Here is an 18498-nt window from a genome sequence, read left to right as displayed (position 1 = left end):
GGGCGCCTTTCTGTGCGCGAGCACGGCCTCGGCGAGAGGTCCCTGCGGGCTTTGTGTGGTCGTACGAACAAATCGTGTCCCGCGATGTGGGGAACTCTACGAAGGAGCCGACCGTCAGCAACGATACCGGCACACCGAGCCGCCCCCACGGGACGGGGGCGTGGCCGGGAGGTAGCGTCAGGGGACAGGGTTCCGTCTCTCGACGGGCCATACGAGACCAAGACCCCCGCGCGCAGGGTCTGAGGGGAAGACGTTCACCAGATGCCGGACCGACGCCGCCGCACGGCGCTCCACCTCCCGCCGCCCTCCGGGCCGGTGCTGCTGCAGCGGGAACGCCAGTCCTCTTCCACCGGGCCCACGGGGTCCTCCGGGTCGTCAGGACCTGCTGAACCGGGCGACCCGGCCTCGGGTTCCGGCTCGGGCTCGGGCTCGGATTCCGGCTCGGGCTCGGGCTCGGATTCCGGTCCGGGATCGTCCGGGCCTTCGTCCGGTCCTTCCGACGACAATCCGTTCGCGCCTCCGCCCGAGGACAGACCCGACCAGCCGTGGCGGCCCCGCCACCACGGCGGCGGTGACTCCCCCGACGACGGTTCGGGCGCGGACGGCGACCGTCCGGTCTGGGGCAGCCAGTGGAGCAGCCAGCAGCCCGGCCGCTCGCAGGGCGGCTTCGGCAGCCGTCCGGGCAGCCGCAACACCCCGGATCCACAGAACGGCCGACCGGGCCGGGAGCCTGGCCAGGGTGGTCCCGAAGGAGGCCGCGGGCTGCGCTGGGACCCGAAGGACCCTGCCCAGCGCCGCGCCCGCTACGCCCTGCTGGCGGGGATGTGGGCCTTCTTCTTCGCGCTGTTCAACTTCCCCGAGATTGCGCTGCTGCTCGGCGCGCTCGGTCTGTACTGGGGCATCAGTTCGCTGCGGAACAAGCAGCCGGCGCAGCGCACGGAGGGCCGCGCCGCCGCCGGCAGGCCCGACCCGTTCAACGCCCCGGCCCAGCCGTCGGCCGAGCCGTCGGACCGCGCCCCTGCGGCGGGTCCGCAGCGGTCGTCGGCCCAGGGCGGACAGCGTCCGCCGGCCGGTACGACGGGTACCGGCAAGCCGCAGACGACGGCCGCGGTGAGCGGGATCGTGACGGCCGGGCTCGCGCTGGCGATCGTGGCGGCGACGTTCACGGTGCAGCTCGTCTACCGCGACTACTACACCTGTGTGGACGACGCCCTCACCAAAACGGGTCAGATTTCGTGCAACGACGAGCTGCCGCACTCGCTGGTCTCGGTCTTCGGGATCAAGGAGTAGCGGTGGGCGGGTTGTCAGCCTCGCCCTTGTCGCGCTGATCGGTCTCGGTCTTGGAGCCGCCCTCCTCCGTGGAGGGCGGCTCCTGCTGCTGAGGGGGCGTGACGGGCACGACAGGTGCGGCCGGCGTGGGGAAGGCGGGCACCGGACCGTCCGCGACCTCCTTGAACGCCGCCCAGCGGGCCTCGCGCGCGTCGTCGTCGTGCCAGGCCTCGGCCGGCAGGAAGTCGTAGTCGGCGTCCGGATCGGTGTCGGCATCCGGCCCTTCCGCCGCCGGACGCGCGGGCTGCGGTACGGCGGCGACCGCCGAAGCGACGGCCGGTGCGCCGTCGGCCCGTGCGCCGGTCCACCAGAGCAGCGCACGCCACCAGGCCACCTTCGCGGTCTCGTCGGCCGCGGGCGCCGCGGTGTCGGTCTTCGTCCCGGTCTCGGTGCCGGTCTCGCCGGCCGCGGTGGTCTCCACCGGCTGAATCGTCTGGTGCTCCGCCGTGTCCACGGCCTTGACCCGCCGCTCCCGCAGCCGCCAGGCCCGTAGCCCCAGCGTCACCGGCAGACCCACGGCCAGCGTCCACACCAGCGCCGCGACGCCCGTAAGCCACCACAGCGGCCCGAACTCCGCCAGGTCGTGCGTCCCCAGCGGACCGCCTGCGGCGGCCGCCAGCAGCGCGCTCAGCGCCCCGCAGCCCGCCCCGCCGACCAGGACCGCCACCGCCGTCTCGCGCGCGGTCCAGGACTCCTCGCGCAGCGCGTACGGGGGCGCCGCCACCCGCACCGTGAACCAGGCGACCACCAGACCGGCGACCAGCGGGACCGCGAAGGACGCCCAGTGCACCGGCGTCCCCGACGTCCCCGGCACGGCCGCGAGCAGCGGGAACGCGGGCGCCTCCGGGCTGCCGGTGACGCCGAGCGGGCCGACCGTCGCCCCCGTACCGAGGGCGAATCCCGGACCGAGGCCGTAAGCGGCGCCCCAGACCGCCGCGTTCGGCACGAGTACGAGCCCCAGCAGCATGACCGCGAACCGCCCCGACCAGATCCCGGAGAGCCGCAGGAACGATTCCTGCGCCGCGTCGCCGTGCCACACCAGCGAGACCCCGACGAGCAGCGCACCGCCGCCCAGCAGCACGGCCGCGCCCGCGCCCCCCGAGCGCAGCGCGGCGCCCGTCCTGCGCCGGGTCGCGGGCGCCCAGACCGTACGGACGAGGAACGCCCGTACGGCTTCCGGCAGCCAGAGCGGCAGCGGTCCCGCCGAGCGGCCGGTACCCGACCAGGCCCCCGCGAAAGTCGCCGGTACGACGACGAGCGGCAGCGTGAGGGCCGCGCGCAGCGGGGAGGCGGTGAGCGGGCCGCCCGTCGCGTAGAGCACGACTGCGGCGCTGACCAGCAGATACCCGCCGGCCACCGTGGTCACGGCGCCGAGCACGGTGAGCTGGGGCCGTCCCTCGTCGGGTTCCGTCGTGTCACGCGCGGCCCGGTAGGCGAGCCAGGCGGGCAGCAGCACCAGCAGCAGCGGGACGACCCCGAGCGGCGCCGGCGCCCCCGAGAGGGTGTCGGGGCGCATCAGCTCGACGCCGTGCGCGAGCAGCCAGAGCGCAGCCGCGACGTGCATGGCTCCGCCCGCGCCGCTGTCCGGGTACGGCGAGCTGATCCACAGCGCCATCACGAGGACGGCGATGGCGCCGAGTCCGAGCCCCGCCGCGATGGTTCCGCGCAGGAAGGACGCGGTCAGCGCGGCGGCCCGGCCACGCTCGGCGGCCGAGGCCGAGGACAGCGGCATACCGCGATCAGTCACCTGGGTCACGCCGCCATGCTGCCAACGACACGCGCTTTATTCGCGTAACGGGCGAATGGTCGCCGTGTCGCTCAATATACGCTTATGTACTTTTTCGCCCAGTACAGTGCTGCGGGGAGTTCGTCATGACGCAGAGCACCAAGGACAGCGCCCCCGCGCCCCCGCTGCCCGTCCCCAAGGAACGGCGCCGGCTGCGCGAGGCGAAGTCCCTGACGGCCAAGCAGGTCGCGGCTGCCTTGGGTGTCACGCAGTCGACCCTACGGGGCTGGGAGACCGGCAGGGCCGCTCCCCGGGGCCGTAAACGGGACGCCTACGCGCGCCTGTTGGCCGGCTACGCCGTCGAGCTGCGGGAGAAGGAGGAGCGCGAGGCCGCCGAGGTGCGCGCCGCCGCGCTCCAACGCGCCGCAACGGCGCTCGCGCCCGCCGCTTCCGCGCCCGCCGCTTCCGCGCCCGACACGTCCGCACCTGACACGTCCGCGCATACGGCGGTCGCGGTGGCGGTGATCGAGCCGCCCGCGGTGAAGGTCAGCATCGTCAAGGCCCCGCCGTACGCCAAGGCCGAGACGGCTGAGCAGGCGTTCGACGCGCTGTACGCGTACGCGGCGCCCGCTCTCGTCCGCCAGACGTATCTGCTGACCGGCCGGCGCGCGCTCTCCCAGGAGTCCGTCGAGCGCGCGTTCCATCTCGCCTGGCACCGCTGGCCCGAGGTCGCCGTCGACCGCGATCCGGCGGGCTGGGTGCGGGCCGCCGCCTACGAGTACGCGCTGTCGCCGTGGCACCGGCTGCGGCTCTCCCACCGGCGCCCCGACCCGGCGGCAGCGGCGGCCGAGCGGGAGGGACGGCCGCTGCGTGAGGCGCTGTTGCGGCTGCCGCCCCGGCACCGGCGCACCCTGCTGCTCTACGACGGTCTCGGCCTCGACCTGCCGGAGACGGCGGCAGAGACCGAGGCGAGCACCCCGACGGCGGCCAACCGGCTGCTGCACGCGCGGGAGGCGGTCGCCGAGCGGGTGCCCGAACTGGCCGACCCGGAGGAGCTGCACGCGAAGCTCGGCACCCTCACCCGTACCGTCGCGCCGCCGTCGATCGCACCGGCGGGCGCCGTACGGACTGCGGGCGAACGGCGGGCCAAGTTCTGGACGCGGTCGGCCGTCGCCCTGACCGTACTGATCATCGGGGCGACCGCGTTCACCGTCGCGACAGCGCCCAGGCAGTACGAGCCGCCGCGCGCGCCGAGCGAGCGGGTCGGCGGGGTGCCGCAGCGCGGCGGCCCCGAGCAGCTGACGGGCGCGGACCTGAAGCTGCGCGAGAGGCTGATGGACGAGCCGATGAACGGGCCGCCCCGGCTGGTGCCGGAGGCGCACTGACGGACCGTACGACGGCACGCGGCCGGTCCCGCACCCCTGATGTCCGGGGTGCGGGACCGGCCGCGTGTGTGCGCTGTGACGGCGCGTGCCGTCTGCGGTCAGCCGTCAGCCCGCGAGGATGGCGCGCGCCAGCTCGGCGGTCTCGGTCGGGGTCTTGCCGACCTTCACGCCCGCGGCCTCCAGGGCCTCCTTCTTCGCCTGCGCCGTGCCGGAGGAGCCGGAGACGATGGCGCCGGCGTGGCCCATCGTCTTGCCCTCGGGCGCGGTGAAGCCCGCGACGTAGCCGACGACCGGCTTCGTCACGTTCTTGGCGATGAAGTCGGCCGCGCGCTCCTCGGCGTCGCCGCCGATCTCGCCGATCATCACGATCAGGTCGGTCTCGGGGTCGGCCTCGAACGCCTCAAGGGCGTCGATGTGCGTCGTACCGATGACCGGGTCGCCACCGATGCCGACGGCGGACGAGAAGCCGATGTCGCGCAGCTCGTACATCATCTGGTAGGTCAGCGTGCCGGACTTGGACACGAGACCGATCCGGCCGGGCTTGGTGATGTCGCCCGGGATGATGCCGGCGTTGGACTGGCCGGGGGTGATCAGACCCGGGCAGTTCGGGCCGATGATCCGGGTCTTGTTGCCCTTCGAGCCCGCGTACGCCCAGAAGGCGGCGGAGTCGTGGACGGCGATGCCCTCGGTGATGACGACCGCGAGGGGGATCTCCGCGTCGATCGCCTCGACGACGGCGGCCTTCGCGAAGGCCGGCGGTACGAAGACGACCGAGACGTCGGCGCCGGTCTCCTTGATCGCGTCGGCGACGGAGCCGAACACGGGGACCTCGGTGCCGTCGAAGTCGACGGACGTACCGGCCTTGCGGGGGTTCACACCGCCGACGATGTTGGTGCCGTCGGCGAGCATGAGCTTGGTGTGCTTCATGCCGGTGGCGCCGGTCATCCCCTGGACGATGACCTTGCTTTCCTTGGTGAGGAAGATAGCCATGGTTGTGGTTTTCCCTCTTCCCTTACTTCGCAGCCGCGAGCTCGGCGGCCTTGTCGGCCGCGCCGTCCATGGTGTCCACGCGCTGCACGAGCGGGTGGTTGGCGTCCGACAGGATCTTGCGACCCAGCTCAGCGTTGTTGCCGTCGAGCCGCACGACCAGCGGCTTCTCGACCTTCTCGCCCTTGGAGGCGAGCAGTTCGAGGGCCTGCACGATGCCGTTGGCGACCTCGTCGCACGCGGTGATGCCACCGAAGACGTTGACGAAGACGGACTTGACGTCCGGGTCGCCGAGGATGATCTCCAGGCCGTTCGCCATGACCTCGGCCGAGGCGCCGCCGCCGATGTCGAGGAAGTTGGCCGGCTTCACACCGCTGTGCTTCTCACCGGCGTACGCGACGACGTCGAGGGTCGACATGACCAGACCCGCGCCGTTGCCGATGATGCCGACCTCGCCGTCGAGCTTCACGTAGTTGAGGTTCTTCGCCTTGGCGGCGGCCTCAAGAGGGTTGGCCGCGGCCTTGTCCTCAAGCGCCTCGTGCTCGGGCTGGCGGAAGTCCGCGTTCTCGTCGAGCGAGACCTTGCCGTCCAGCGCGATGATCTTGCCGTCACCGGACTTGACCAGCGGGTTCACCTCGACAAGGAGGGCGTCCTCCTTGATGAAGACGACCCACAGCTTCTGCAGGACGTCGGCGACCTGGTCGGCGATCTCGGCCGGGAACTTCGCGGCGGCGACGATCTCGGCGGCCTTCTCGGGGGTGCAGCCCTCGTTGGCGTCGACAGGGATCCTGGCGAGCGCCTCGGGGTTCTCCTCCGCGACGACCTCGATCTCCACGCCGCCCTGCACGGACGCCATGGCGAGGAACGTGCGGTTGGTGCGGTCGAGGAGGAACGAGACGTAGTACTCGTCCGCGATGTTCGCCGTCTCGGCCAGCATCACCTTGTGGACCGTGTGGCCCTTGATGTCCATGCCCAGGATCTGACCGGCCTTCTCGACGGCGTCAGCCGGGTCGGAGGCCAGCTTCACACCGCCGGCCTTGCCCCGGCCGCCGACCTTGACCTGCGCCTTGACGACGGCCCTGCCGCCGAGACGCGTGGTGACCTCTCGGGCCGCCTCAGGCGTGTCGATGACTTCACCGGCCAGCACCGGTACACCGTGCTTGGCGAAGAGGTCCCTCGCCTGATACTCGAACAGGTCCACGCGTGTCCGCTCCGTCCCTATGTCTGTGATTCCGCAGCCTGGTGATCGCGGGTTCGTTGGGTGCGTGGGCGTGCCGCGAAGGGCAACGTGACTGCGCTGTCACAGAGGGAGGCGTACACGCTGTCCGGTACGCGGCATGTCCGTCTCGCAGGTTATCCCCGAGGGCCGTGGGACCCTAAATCGCAGATCACACCTGAGCGGTGATACCTGTCACAGATCGTACGGACGGGCGACCGGCTCGTCCGGTACGGGCAGCGGACGCTTCTCTATCGCGGCCGCCATCACATCGGGAAACAGGTCCGGGGTGCAGGCGAAGGCGGGGGCGCCCAGCTCGGCGAGTGCCGCCGCGTGCTCCCTGTCGTACGCGGGCGCTCCCTCGTCGGACAGCGCGAGCAGCGCGACGAACTGCACGCCCGACGCCTTCATCGCCGCGACCCGCTTCAGCATCTCGTCGCGTATGCCGCCCTCGTAGAGATCGCTGATGAGGACGACGACGGTGTCGGCGGGGCGGGTGATCTGCGACTGGCAGTACGCCAGGGCGCGGTTGATGTCGGTGCCGCCGCCGAGCTGGGTGCCGAACAGCACGTCCACCGGATCGTCGAGCTGGTCGGTGAGATCGACCACCGCCGTGTCGAAGACGACGAGCCGGGTGGCGATGGAGCGCATCGAGGCGAGGACGGCGCCGAAGACGGAGGCGTAGACGACGGAGGCGGCCATCGACCCCGACTGGTCGATGCAGAGCACGACTTCCTTCTTGACGGACTGGGCGGCCCGCCCGTACCCGATCAGCCGCTCGGGCACGATCGTGCCGTGTTCGGGCAGGTAGTTCTTGAGGTTGGCCCGGATCGTGCGGTCCCAGTCGATGTCGCGGTGGCGCGGCCTGCTGATCCGCGCCGACCGGTCGAGCGCGCCGGTCAGGGTGGCGCGGGTGCGGGTGGCGAGCCGCTTCTCGATGTCGTCGACGACCTTGCGCACGACGGCGCGCGCGGTCTCCTTCGTCGTCTCCGGCATGGCCTTGTTGAGCGAGAGCAGGGTGCCGACGAGATGCACGTCGGCCTCGACGGCCTCCAGCATCTCCGGCTCCAGGAGCAGCGCGGAGAGCCCGAGTCTGCTGATGGCGTCGCGCTGCATGACCTGGACGACCGAGCTGGGGAAGTACGTACGGATGTCGCCGAGCCAGCGCGCGACGGACGGCGCCGAGGCACCGAGCCCGGCCGAGCGGTCGGAGCGCCCGCCGCCGCTCTTCCCCGCGCCGTACAGCGCGGACAGCGCGCCGTCCATGGCCGCGTCCTGGCCGGTCAGCCCCCGGCCCGTGCCGTCGGCGCCGCCCCCGCCGAGCACGAGACGCCAGCGGCGCAGCCGCTCGTCCACCGCGCTGTCGTGCGCGCTGTCGGTACCGGTTCCCGCTGTGCCGTTCGCCGTCATCAGGCCACCTCCGTCAGTTCGTCGCCGAGCAGCAGTCGCAGCACGGGCAGTACGGCGTCGGCGCGCGGTCCGTCGAGTCCCGCGCCGAAGCCGGGGGCGCCCGCGTCGGCCGGCACGGGGACGCCGCCGCCGGACGTCGCGGGGCCGCGCCTGACCAACTCGCCGAGGGTGCGCCGCACTCCGGGCTCGTACGCGGCGAACGTGCGGCGCAGCAGCGGCAGCACATCCGTGAACGACGCCTCGGGTACGCCGGTCAGCCAGGCGTCGAGCAGGCCGAGCAGCCGCTCGTCGTGCACGAGCAGCATCCCGCCGCCGGAGGCGCCGCCGACGAACCCCTCGACCCAGGCCGCCGCGTCGGCCGGTGGTGTGCCCGGGGAGAGCGCGAGGCTCATGAACCGCGCCGCTTCGTCCTCTTCGAGCCGTCCGTCGTCCAGCAGCAGCCGGGCGGCGCGGCCTCTGATCACGCCGGGCACGGTGTCGCGGGCGGCGAGCTTGTGCAGCACCGCTCCCCAACGCTCGCCCATCGCGGGCGAGTTGTCCGGGAGGAGCCCGATGGCCGTGTGGACGCTGTCGAGATGGCCGCGCATCTCGGCCGCGCCGTCCTCGTCGAGTCCCGTACAGGCGGGCGGCAGTCCGACGCAGACCCGCTCCACGAGTCCTGCGGCGACCTCGCCGAGCGCCGCCGTGTCCGTGGACCGTACGTCGCCGTAGCGCAGCGAGCGGGCGAGGGCGGGCAGGGCCTGGGCGAGATGGCCGACGTCCGCGTCGAGCGCGGCGCGGTCCGCGAGGGCGCGCATCACCACGGGCAGCGCTTCGGGCAGTTCGGCCAGCAGGCAGCGCTCGGCGAGCGCGGTGATCTCGGCGAGGGCGGTCGCTTCGACGGCCCGTGCCGCCGCCTTGGCGGTGGCGGCGGTGAGCACGGTCGTGCCCCAGACGCCGGCCTCGGCGACCCGTACGTACAGCTCGGGCTCCCAGCGCAGCCGCCAGCTCTCCCGGAAGGTGCCGGTGCTGCCCCGTCCGGCCGAGGGTTCGCCCCAGCCGATGGCGAGCAGCCGCAGCCGGTGCAGCAGCCGGCTGCGCCCGGCGTCGGTCTCCTTGCGCAGGTCGAGATCCAGCTCGCGCTCCAGCGCCTCGGGTTTGAGGCGCAGGGTGCGCTGCGCGCGGGTGAGGTCGCGCTGGAGCGGCACAGCGGGCGCGGCGTCCGGGACTTCGCCGAGCACGTCGCCGACGACGAGCCGGTCCCTGATGAGGTCGAGCGGCACGTCCGACCCCTCGCAGAGCACGGCCCTGACGGCGTCGGTCGTCTCGGTGAGTCCGGCCAGCGGACGGCCGCGCAGGACGGCGAGGGCCTCGGCGAGCCGGACGGCCTCGATGACATGGGCGGAGGAGACGATCCGGTCCTCCTCCCGCAGCAGCCCGGCGACCTTGGTCAGCCAGCGCTCGACGGGCCGGTCGGCCACGCCGAACAGATGGCTGTACCAGCCGGGCGAGTCGATTCCGGCGCCGTAGCCGCTGTGCCGGGCGAGCCTGCGATGGGTCCAGGGCACCCAGGTCACTTCGGTCTTGACCTTCGGCAGCCCTTTCAGCAGGGCGCGGTCGGCGGTGGCCGTGGTGCGCTCCATCAGCGCGGGCACATGCCAGGCCCCGCAGACGACGGCGACCTCGGCGGCGCCGAACTCCTTCTGCGCCGCGCGCAGTTGGATACGCATATGGGCCTCGCGGACCAGATCGCGCCCGTGCCCGCCGACGCCGTACGTCTCCCGCAGCGCCCCCATCGCCTCGGCGAGCGCTTCGAACGGCGCGAAGGGGTCGCCGGCTCCCGGGCCCTGGTGCTCGACGACGTCCTCCCACCAGCGCTCGGGGTCGTCGTAGCCGGCGGTCTCCGCGAGCACGGCGAGCGGGTCGATCCGCAGCTCCTCCGCGGGCTCGTCGGCACCGTCGGGCGCTTCCCCGCCCCCTTCCGTGCCCGCCTCTTCGGATTCCTGGGCGAGCGTGTGCGCGGCCGGCAGGTCGATGAACCGTACGGGTACGTCATGGCCGAGCGCCCAGCGGATCGCGACCCACTCCGGGGAGAACTCCGCGAGCGGCCAGAACGCGGCGCGCCCCGGGTCGTCCACGGCGTGCGCGAGGAGCGCGACGGGCGGGCGCATCGTCTCCTCGGCGGCGAGCGCGACCAGCGCGTCGCCCTCGGGCGGCCCTTCGACGAGCACGACGCTCGGCGCCGCCGCTTCGAGCGCCGCCCGCACGGCCCGCGCGGACCCGGGTCCGTGGTGCCGGACCCCGAGCAGCAGCGGCCCGCGCCCCGCCCTCCCCCGCGCGGCGCTCACACGCTCACCTCGCGGCAGGCGCGGTAGAAGTCCTTCCAGCCGTCGCGCTCACGCACGACCGTCTCGACGTACTCCTGCCAGATCACCCGGTCGGCCGCCGGGTCACGGACGACGGCGCCGAGGATGCCCGCCGCGACGTCGCCGGGGCGCAGCACGCCGTCGCCGAAGTGGGTGGCGAGGGCGAGGCCGTTGGTGACGACCGAGATCGCCTCGGCCGTGGAGAGCGTGCCCGACGGCGACTTGAGTTTCGTACGGCCGTCGGTCGTGACTCCGTCGCGCAGCTCGCGGAAGACCGTGACGACCCGGCGGATCTCGTCGATGCCCTCGGGTCCTGTGGGCAGTTCGAGCGAGCGGCCGATCTGGTCGACGCGGCGCGAGACGATCTCGACCTCGGCCTCGGGGGTGGCGGGCAGCGGCAGCACGACGGTGTTGAAGCGCCTGCGCAGGGCGCTCGACAGGTCGTTGACCCCGCGGTCGCGGTCGTTGGCCGTGGCGATCACGTTGAACCCGCGCACCGCCTGGACCTCCTGGCCCAGTTCGGGGATGGGCAGGGTCTTCTCGGACAAAATCGTGATGAGCGAGTCCTGGACGTCGGCGGGGATCCGGGTCAGCTCCTCGATCCGGGCCGTCATGCCCTCGGTCATGGCCCGCATCAGCGGGCTGGGCACCAGCGCCGCCCTGCTGGGGCCGTTGGTCAGCAGTTGGGCGTAGTTCCAGCCGTAGCGGATCGCCTCCTCGGGCGTGCCCGCGGTGCCCTGCACGAGCAGTGTCGAGTCGCCGCTGACCGCAGCGGCGAGATGCTCGGACACCCAGGTCTTGGCGGTGCCCGGCACGCCGAGCAGCAGCAGCGCCCGGTCGGTGGCGAGTGTGGTGACGGCGACCTCGACGATCCGCCGCGGCCCGACGTACTTCGGCGAGATGACGGTCCCGTCGGGGAGCGTGCCCCCGAGCAGATAGAGGGACACGGCCCACGGCGACAGCAGCCAGCGGGCCGGCCTCGGCCGGTCGTCGGCGGCGGCCAGCGCGGTGAGTTCGTCGGCGAACGCGTTCTCGGCGTGCGGCCGCAGGACCTCGGCGGTGGTTTCGGGCATGGTCATGGATCCCCCTCCAGATCGATCGACCGGATGTGGTTCCCACCGTGCACCACGGCACTGACAATCGACCGGCGCCGATCTGTTTCCGCAGGTGGGAGTGGTTTGTCAGTGCCGCGTCCTACCGTCGTACACATGAATCAACTGGGGGTGCGCTGGACGTCGGAGCAGGTGCTGGCCCTGGCTCCTGACCATGCGTCACGCAAGGCGGGGACCAAGCTGAGCACACCGGCGCCGTGGTCGGAGGCGGGGAGCACGGCGGAGGGGGTCGTCTGGGGTCTGTGCAAGGGCAGCGGCAGCAAGCCATACCAGACCGTGGTGGACACGACGGGCCCCGCGTACAAGTGCACGTGCCCCAGCAGGAAGTTCCCGTGCAAGCACGCGCTGGGGCTGCTGATGCTGTGGGCGGAGGGCGAGGCGACGGTCGCGGCGGCCGAGCCGCCCGACTGGGCCGGGCAGTGGCTGGCGGGGCGCAGGAAGCGCGAGGAGGCCAAGGCGGGGCAGGAGGACGGGCCGGACGGGGCAGGGTCGGCGAAGACGGCGGATCCGGAGGCCGCGAGGCGCAGGGCCGAGCGCAGGGCGGCGCGGATCACGGCGGGCGCGACGGAGCTGGAGCAGCGGCTGGCGGACCTGCTGCGCGGCGGCCTGGCGGCGGCGGAGCAGACGGGCTACGGGCTGTGGGAGGAGACGGCCGCCCGGATGGTCGACGCGCAGGCGCCCGGACTCGCGGGCAGGGCCCGGGAGTTGGGTGCGATCCCGGGCTCGGGTCCTGGCTGGCCGGTGCGGCTGCTCGAAGAGTCGGCGCTGCTGCGGCTGCTGACCGCCGGCTGGCTGGGGCTCGACCGGCTGCCCGAGCCGCTGGCGACGACGGTCCGCACCAGGACCGGTCTCCCCTCGCCTGCCGAAGGCCCGCCGGTCAGGGACCACTGGCTGATCCTGGCGCAGTACAACACCTCGGACGGCAAGCTGACCACGCGTCGGATCTGGCTGTACGGAAGGGACTCGGGCCGCTCGGCGCTGCTGCTGTCCTTCGGCGCCGCCGGCCGCTCCCCGCAACTGGCCCTGCCGGTGGGGCTGATGGTGGACGCGGAGATCACTCCGCACGGCGGCGCCGGGCAGTTGCGGGCCGACTGGGGCGAGCAGCTGGGCCCGCCGGTGCCGGTCCCGGCGCCGCCGCCCGGCGGACCGACGGCCGCGGCCCTCGCCGCGTACGGATCGGCCCTGCGGGACGACCCGTGGCTGGACTCCTGGCCGGTGACCCTGACCGGGGTCGTACCGGTGCCCGGTGTGGCGGACGGCTGGCAACTGGCCGACGCCGACGGGCGGTCCGCCCTTCCGGTCGCTCCGGCCGCGCTCGGCAGGCCCGGGCTGTGGAAACTCGCCGCGCTCTCCGGCGGCGCCCCCGTCACGGTCTTCGGCGAGTGCGGTCACCGCGGCTTCGACCCGCTCGCCGCCTGGTCCGAGGAGTCCTCGGCGATGGTTCCGCTCATCTGACCCCGTTCGGCCCGCGCCCGGCCCCGGCCCCGTCGCCCCCATCCGCAGGGAGGACCCACCCATGACCGACCCCGGCACCACAGCCACGCTCTGGGAAGAACTCGTCACCTCGGCGCTGCTCGGCACCGACCGCCGCACACCCCCGGCGGACATCATGGTCCCCGGCAAGGAAGCGCCGCTCGCGCTGCTGGACGCCGCCGCGCTGCACACCGTACGGCGGCGGGCCGGACTGCTGCCCGCGCCCGCAGCCGAGCTGCCGGGGCGCGCTCCCCACGACGGGCGCCGCAAGCTGCCCGAGAAGGCGGGGAAGCGGCTGGCGCAGCTGCTCGCCGACCGCTCGGCCCCTTCGGGCGGCGGCCGGCGCGGCACGGCCCCCGATCTCACCGAGCTGCTCCCCCAGTGGCTCGCCGCCGCCAACGGCCACGGATACGCGGTACCCGCCGCCGCGCTGCCCGCGCTGCTCGACGCGGCGCGTGGCCGCACCGACCTGCGCCCGCAGGCACTGGCCTTCGCGGGACCGCGCGGGCTGTGGCTGGCCAGGCTCAACCCGGACTGGAAGTTCGCCCTGCGCGGCGCCTCGGGCGGTTCGGCGCTGCCCGACCTGGCGGACGCCGAAGCGGTCGGCAGGCTCTGGGACGAGGGCCTGTTCGCGGAGCGGGTCGCGCTGCTCGGCGCCGTACGGGCCAGGGACGCGCGTGCGGCCCCCGAGCTGCTGGCCTCGACCTGGTCGGCCGAACGCGCCGAGGACCGGCTGATGTTCCTCGACTCGCTGCGCACGGGCCTGTCGGCGGCCGACGAGCCGTTCCTGGAACAGGCGCTCGCCGACCGGAGCCGTAACGTCCGCTCCACGGCGGCCGAGCTGCTGTCCGCCCTGCCGGGGTCGGCGCTCGCCCTGCGCATGGCGACCCGCGCCGCCACCTGCGTCAGCCTGGACCGCGGTGCCGGCGGTCCGGGCGGCGGTCCTGCCGTGGTGGTCGAGGCGCCGCACGAATGCGACGCCGACATGCAGCGCGACGGTGTCACGCCGGTGCCGCCCGCGGGCCGGGGCGAGCGGTCCTGGTGGCTGGGCCAGCTGGTGGAGGCCGCCCCGCTGGCGACCTGGCCGGACCGGCTCGGCGGCCGGACACCCGCGGAGATAGTCGCGCTGCCCGTCCTCGACGACTGGGCCGACGAGCTGCACGCGGCGTGGTGCAGGGCCGCGGTGCGCCAGCAGGACGCCGCGTGGTCGGCGGTGCTGCTGGGCCCGCCCGCCGTGTCCCCGGCTGCGGGCCCCGGCGCCTCGTCCATCGCCGAGCGGGCCAAACTCCTCGCCGCGCTGCCGGCCGGCGAACGCGCGGACTGGGTGGCGGCGTTCATCGCCGCCCACGGCCTGTCGGAGGCGTTCCAGCTGCTGGGGGTCTGCGCGGTGCCGTGGTCCGAGCCGCTGGGCCGGGCCGTCGTGGACGCCCTCGACATCGCCAGGGACGCCGGAAGCTACCCGTGGAGCTTCAGCGGCGTGATGGGCCTGGCCGAGCGGTGCCTGGACCCGGCGGAGGCGGCCAGGCTCGAACTCCTCACCGCGATACCGGACGAGCCGGAAGGCGCCTCCCCCGGAGCGGGCGGCTACTGGTCGGAGGCGTTCCGCCGCTTGGTGGCGACCCTGCGGCTGCGCGCCGACATGCTGACGGAGCTGGCGGAACAAACGGAATCGGATTCCTCCAATTAACGGCTTGAGCAAAAATCTCTTCCTCATGGAGAAGACGTAATGATCTAATGACCTTTCGGTGCGCACCGGGGGAGGATGTTTCATCGGTGCACCGAACTGTCCGCTTTGCAGGCGTGCAGGCGGAATGGGGGATGTACTCGATTGCGACCACATTCGAGTAGCCCATTCCACGGGCATGCTCAGATTCAGTTCTGACGGCGGACAGTGGGACAGTCATGTCCGATCTTCCCCTCAATGCTACGCAATGAGGAGAGTCATGAATCTGAAGAAGGCCCTGGCGGTCGCCGCCGCAGTCGCGGGTATCGGAATGTCGGCCGTCACTCCCGCCCAGGCCAGCACGGGCGAGGAGAACCAGATGAGCCCGGAAGCCTGCTCGAAGACCCAGGCTGCGTCGACCTTCAAGTTCGCCATCTACTACAACTCGAACTACGGCGGCGCGTACCGCAACATCGGCTACAGCGTCTGGGATTTCGCCGACGAGCGCATCGGGGGCGCACCTCAGGGCGGCACCCAGCCCCTCAACTTCTGCCACGGCGGCAGCGGGAACCTTCAGGGCATCAAGAACAACGCGGCGTCCGCGAAGAACAAACACTCCACTTATTACTCGGTCGTGTACTTCAACTCGGGCTACAAGGGGAATTCCGACTGGATTTCCCCCGGCACCGGATGGAGCAAGCTCTCCGGTACGTACAACGAGAACGCCTCGTTCGCCTGGCAGACCCTCTGACCCTCGACGGGAACAGCTCGGCCCCTGTTTCTCGGCAGGGGCCGGGCCGGCTGCCCCATTCCCTTGCCAGAAATAGGTAGAACGATGAAAAGCGTTGTGTCCAGAAGTATCTTTCCGATGATGCTTTCCGCATTGTCCGTGTGTGTGGCGACGGGCTGTTCCGGATCGACGTCCGCGACCACCGCGAAGTCCATCAGGACCCCTCCGGCGCCGTCCGTCCCCTTCGACGCGAAGGACCCGGCGACCTGGACGCTTCCCATTCAGGGCTATCTGCCGTCCGACAGCGCCAGATCACAGATCCTGCAGGCAAAGAAGCAGCTCGTCGGCGACTGCATGAAGACTTTTGGATTCTCCTGGACCCCGTCCCCCGACCTGCCCAGGATCGGCGGGAAGACCTTCGTCGACTGGCGCTACGGGATCCACGACATGGCGCTGTCGAAGGAGCGGGGCTACAAGCCGGCCGCGGCTGATCAGGCCGCTTACGACGAGGCGATGAACGACGGCGCCGTCGACGGGACGACCGGCGGAGCGGACTCCCAGGTGCTGGACGGAACCGGCCCCAGGACGGTCAACGGGATCAAGGTTCCCGAGGGGGGCTGCGTAGGACAGGCGGACCGTCGAATCGACACGCAGGCGACACAGACGAATACCGCTCAGCGGATCAGTTCGCAGACCTTCATCCAGTCCAAGTCCGACAGCCGCGTGGTGAAGGCCTTCGCCGCGTGGTCGGCGTGCATGAAGGAAAAGGGGTACAGCTACGCGGCCCCGCTCGACGCGAGCGACGACCCGCTCTTCGCCTCGCCGGAAGTCACGTCTCAGGAAATCGCGACAGCCACCGCCGACATCGGCTGCCGCGACAGGACGAACGTCGCGAAGGTCTGGTTCGACGCCGAGACGGAGCTGCAGAGCAAGGCCATCGAGGACAAGGCCGAACAGCTGGAGCAGGAGTCCGGTGCCCTTGACGCCGCCGTGAAGAAGGCGGCCGGCGTGGTGGCGGGGACACGGTGACACGTCACGCCGCGGCGGATCCGCCGGCGGCGCGCGGACTCGTCCGGCGGCGACGCGTCCTGCTGGCCGTGGTTGTCGGGTGCCTGGTGTGCACCGGCGCCGGTGCCGGCGCGGCGACCTTTATCAAATCTCCCGCTCAGGCCGCCGCCGAGACGCTCGCTCCGCGCCCCGATGTCCTGACGGCGCCGGTGGTGCGCAAGGTGCTCGCGCAGTCCGTGGTGACCCGTGGCAAGGTGACCGCCTCGCAGCGGGTGGACATCACGGCGGTCGGTGCGGGCAAGGACGTGGGCCGCACCGTCGTCACGAAGGTGAAGGTCAGGCCCGGCCAGGAACTCAGGGCCGGGCAGGTGCTGGTGGAGATCTCCGGCCGTCCGGTCGTGCTCCTCCAGGGCGCCGTCCCGGCGTACCGCGACCTGATGCCCGGGATGACGGGAGAGGACGTCTCTCAGCTGCAGCGTGCGCTGGCCGGCGTCGGCTACCCGTCGGGCGGGGACGTCCCGGGTGTGTTCGGTCCTGGGACCGGACAGGCCGTGACCCGCTTCTACCGTGCGATCGGCTACGCGCCGGCCCTGTCGGAGGTCCCGCAGTCGCCCGCGCCTCGAACCACGGCCGACGCGGAAGCAGGAGCGGACGCGGAGGCGGGCCCCGGCGTGGACGGAGGCACAACCCCGGGCACAGGCGCAGGCGTCGGTCCGGGAACGACCACGCCCGTGTCCGTCGTACCCCTGGCAGAGGTGGCGTTCGTCAGCTCGGCCTCGGCGCGTGCGGACACGGTGACGGCCAAGGTCGGGGACGACGCGTCGGGCACTCTGCTGTCGCTCACCTCGGGGGCCCTTGTCGTCAACGGCACCGTCGCGTCGTACGAGAAGGGCCTCGTCCGCCCCGGCCAACGTGTCCAGGTCCTCTCCGAGGTGACGGGAGAGCAGGCCGCAGGCACGGTCGTCTCGGTTGCCGACTCCCCCACCAAGGCCCAGGACGGGGACGAGGGGCAGCACGGCGAGACGTACGCCCTGCGGATCAAGTCGGCCAAGAAGCTCCCCGCCGACCTCAACGGTGCGGATGTCCGGCTGACGATCGTCGCCGCGTCGTCGCGCGACAAGGTGCTGGCCGTACCGACCTCGGCGATCTCGGCCGGCGCCGACGGGCTGACCGGCGTGACGGTACGGACCGGCGCTCGGGAACACCGGGTCGCCGTCCGGGTCGGCATGACCGGCGACGGCTATGTGCAGATCACTCCGGAGAAGCCGGCCCGGATCACCGAGGGCGACCTGGTCGTGGTGGGCGTTCGGACACCGGCCACCGCAGGACAGTCATGACCGGGGCGGACCGGGCAGGCGCACCTGTCATCGCGTTCAGCGGGGTCGGCCTCACCTATCCCGGGCCGCCGGCCGTCACCGCTCTTCACCCGTGTGACCTGCGGATCGACCAGGGCGAGTTCGTCACCGTGGTGGGTCCTTCAGGATCCGGCAAGTCGTCCCTGCTGAACATCGTCGGGCTCCTCGACGCACCCACCCGGGGCACGTACGTCCTGGACGGGATCGACACCGGCTCCGTGGGTGAGGCGAATCGCGCCGCGCTCAGGAGCGAGCGCATCGGTTTCGTCTTCCAGTCCTTCCATCTTCTGCCCCATCGCAGCGCCCAGGAGAACGTCGAGCTCGCCATGGTCTACCAGCGCCGGCCCCGCCGTGAACGGCGCGAACGGGCGGCGGCGGTGCTGCGCCGGGTCGGTATCGGGCACCGTCTTCAGTCACTTCCCACCCAGCTCTCCGGCGGTGAGCGGCAGCGGGTGGCCATCGCCCGTGCGCTCGTGGCCGATCCTTCGCTCCTGCTGTGTGACGAGCCGACCGGCAACCTCGACTCCCGGACGGCCGCCTCGGTGCTGGATCTCCTGCACGGCCTCCACCGGGACGGCATGACGATCGTCGTCATCACGCACGACGCCCAGGTCGCGGCCCAGGGACAGCGCACGGTGACCCTGCACGACGGGGAGCTGTCGGAGCGGGTCCCGGCCGAACAGGTCAGGGCCGAGCAGGTCCCGGCCGAGCAGGTCCCGGCCGAGCAGGTCGCTCATCAGGGAATCGCGTGAGGAGGGG

14 protein-coding genes are annotated in these 18498 nt (G+C 72.4%); 8 read left to right on the top strand and 6 right to left on the bottom strand.

Annotated elements, in window-relative coordinates:
- The first annotated feature begins 261 nt into the window (after positions 1-261).
- On the top strand, positions 262-1290 hold the full coding sequence (locus OHS57_RS23810; protein WP_328583280.1) for a hypothetical protein: 1029 nt from the start codon (positions 262-264) through the stop codon (positions 1288-1290).
- On the opposite strand, the gene OHS57_RS23805 is transcribed toward OHS57_RS23810, so the two are convergent.
- Entirely contained in the window at positions 1280-3085 is a 1806-nt protein-coding gene (locus tag OHS57_RS23805; protein WP_328583279.1) for a cell division protein PerM, read from the bottom strand. The genes OHS57_RS23810 and OHS57_RS23805 overlap by 11 nt on opposite strands.
- Positions 3086-3201: 116 nt before the next feature.
- Here OHS57_RS23805 and OHS57_RS23800 point away from each other — a divergent pair, with 116 nt between their 5' ends.
- Complete coding sequence (locus OHS57_RS23800; RefSeq protein ID WP_328583278.1) at positions 3202-4440, top strand: helix-turn-helix domain-containing protein; 1239 nt, start codon at positions 3202-3204, stop codon at positions 4438-4440.
- A gap of 105 nt (positions 4441-4545) precedes the next feature.
- Here the strand turns inward: OHS57_RS23800 and sucD are convergent, their stop codons facing one another.
- From sucD to OHS57_RS23775, 5 genes are all read right to left on the bottom strand, one after another.
- On the bottom strand, positions 4546-5430 hold the full coding sequence (gene sucD, locus OHS57_RS23795) for a succinate--CoA ligase subunit alpha (protein WP_041985432.1): 885 nt from the start codon (positions 5428-5430) through the stop codon (positions 4546-4548).
- 22 nt (positions 5431-5452) lie between these two features.
- Positions 5453-6628, bottom strand: coding sequence for an ADP-forming succinate--CoA ligase subunit beta (gene sucC / locus OHS57_RS23790; protein WP_041985434.1), 1176 nt, complete (start codon positions 6626-6628; stop codon positions 5453-5455).
- A 210-nt stretch (positions 6629-6838) separates the two neighbouring features.
- Complete coding sequence (locus tag OHS57_RS23785; RefSeq protein ID WP_328583277.1) at positions 6839-8053, bottom strand: vWA domain-containing protein; 1215 nt, start codon at positions 8051-8053, stop codon at positions 6839-6841.
- Complete coding sequence (locus OHS57_RS23780) at positions 8053-10380, bottom strand: DUF5682 family protein (RefSeq protein WP_041985439.1); 2328 nt, start codon at positions 10378-10380, stop codon at positions 8053-8055. Before OHS57_RS23780 ends, OHS57_RS23785 begins: the two co-directional genes overlap by 1 nt.
- Positions 10377-11477: an ATP-binding protein gene (locus OHS57_RS23775; RefSeq protein ID WP_041985442.1), complete on the bottom strand. Its 1101-nt coding sequence runs from the start codon at positions 11475-11477 to the stop codon at positions 10377-10379. The genes OHS57_RS23780 and OHS57_RS23775 overlap by 4 nt, the downstream gene beginning before the upstream one ends.
- Positions 11478-11606: 129 nt before the next feature.
- Here OHS57_RS23775 and OHS57_RS23770 point away from each other — a divergent pair, with 129 nt between their 5' ends.
- The 6 genes from OHS57_RS23770 (at position 11607) to OHS57_RS23745 (ending at position 18491) form a co-directional block, all read left to right on the top strand.
- Positions 11607-12965 carry an SWIM zinc finger family protein gene (locus OHS57_RS23770; protein ID WP_328583276.1) on the top strand — a complete coding sequence of 453 codons (1359 nt, stop codon included), beginning with the start codon at positions 11607-11609 and terminating at the stop codon, positions 12963-12965.
- A gap of 61 nt (positions 12966-13026) precedes the next feature.
- On the top strand, positions 13027-14670 hold the full coding sequence (locus OHS57_RS23765) for a DUF5691 domain-containing protein (RefSeq protein ID WP_328583275.1): 1644 nt from the start codon (positions 13027-13029) through the stop codon (positions 14668-14670).
- 256 nt (positions 14671-14926) lie between these two features.
- A complete protein-coding gene (locus tag OHS57_RS23760; RefSeq protein WP_041985449.1) occupies positions 14927-15397 on the top strand; it encodes a hypothetical protein in 471 nt (156 codons plus the stop codon).
- A 117-nt stretch (positions 15398-15514) separates the two neighbouring features.
- Positions 15515-16405 carry a hypothetical protein gene (locus tag OHS57_RS23755; protein WP_328583274.1) on the top strand — a complete coding sequence of 297 codons (891 nt, stop codon included), beginning with the start codon at positions 15515-15517 and terminating at the stop codon, positions 16403-16405.
- Positions 16402-17721: a peptidoglycan-binding protein gene (locus OHS57_RS23750; RefSeq protein ID WP_328583273.1), complete on the top strand. Its 1320-nt coding sequence runs from the start codon at positions 16402-16404 to the stop codon at positions 17719-17721. The genes OHS57_RS23755 and OHS57_RS23750 overlap by 4 nt, the downstream gene beginning before the upstream one ends.
- Positions 17718-18491 carry an ABC transporter ATP-binding protein gene (locus tag OHS57_RS23745; protein ID WP_328583272.1) on the top strand — a complete coding sequence of 258 codons (774 nt, stop codon included), beginning with the start codon at positions 17718-17720 and terminating at the stop codon, positions 18489-18491. The genes OHS57_RS23750 and OHS57_RS23745 overlap by 4 nt, the downstream gene beginning before the upstream one ends.
- Positions 18492-18498: the final 7 nt, after the last annotated feature.

Origin of the sequence: Streptomyces sp. NBC_00370 (assembly GCF_036084755.1) — a bacterium.
In the GTDB taxonomy this organism is placed as follows: domain Bacteria; phylum Actinomycetota; class Actinomycetes; order Streptomycetales; family Streptomycetaceae; genus Streptomyces.
This window is presented reverse-complemented; position numbering and strand designations above follow the sequence as displayed.

Bases quoted from the DNA above. Each gene is read 5' to 3' on its own strand.
- sucD (WP_041985432.1), bottom strand. From the start codon at position 5,430: ATGGCTATCTTCCTCACCAAGGAAAGCAAGGTCATCGTCCAGGGGATG.
- OHS57_RS23770 (WP_328583276.1), top strand. From the start codon at position 11,607: ATGAATCAACTGGGGGTGCGCTGGACGTCGGAGCAGGTGCTGGCCCTG.
- OHS57_RS23755 (WP_328583274.1), top strand. From the start codon at position 15,515: ATGATGCTTTCCGCATTGTCCGTGTGTGTGGCGACGGGCTGTTCCGGA.
- OHS57_RS23760 (WP_041985449.1), top strand. From the start codon at position 14,927: ATGAATCTGAAGAAGGCCCTGGCGGTCGCCGCCGCAGTCGCGGGTATC.
- OHS57_RS23775 (WP_041985442.1), bottom strand. From the start codon at position 11,477: ATGACCATGCCCGAAACCACCGCCGAGGTCCTGCGGCCGCACGCCGAG.
- OHS57_RS23745 (WP_328583272.1), top strand. From the start codon at position 17,718: ATGACCGGGGCGGACCGGGCAGGCGCACCTGTCATCGCGTTCAGCGGG.
- OHS57_RS23810 (WP_328583280.1), top strand. From the start codon at position 262: ATGCCGGACCGACGCCGCCGCACGGCGCTCCACCTCCCGCCGCCCTCC.
- OHS57_RS23785 (WP_328583277.1), bottom strand. From the start codon at position 8,053: ATGACGGCGAACGGCACAGCGGGAACCGGTACCGACAGCGCGCACGAC.
- OHS57_RS23765 (WP_328583275.1), top strand. From the start codon at position 13,027: ATGACCGACCCCGGCACCACAGCCACGCTCTGGGAAGAACTCGTCACC.
- OHS57_RS23800 (WP_328583278.1), top strand. From the start codon at position 3,202: ATGACGCAGAGCACCAAGGACAGCGCCCCCGCGCCCCCGCTGCCCGTC.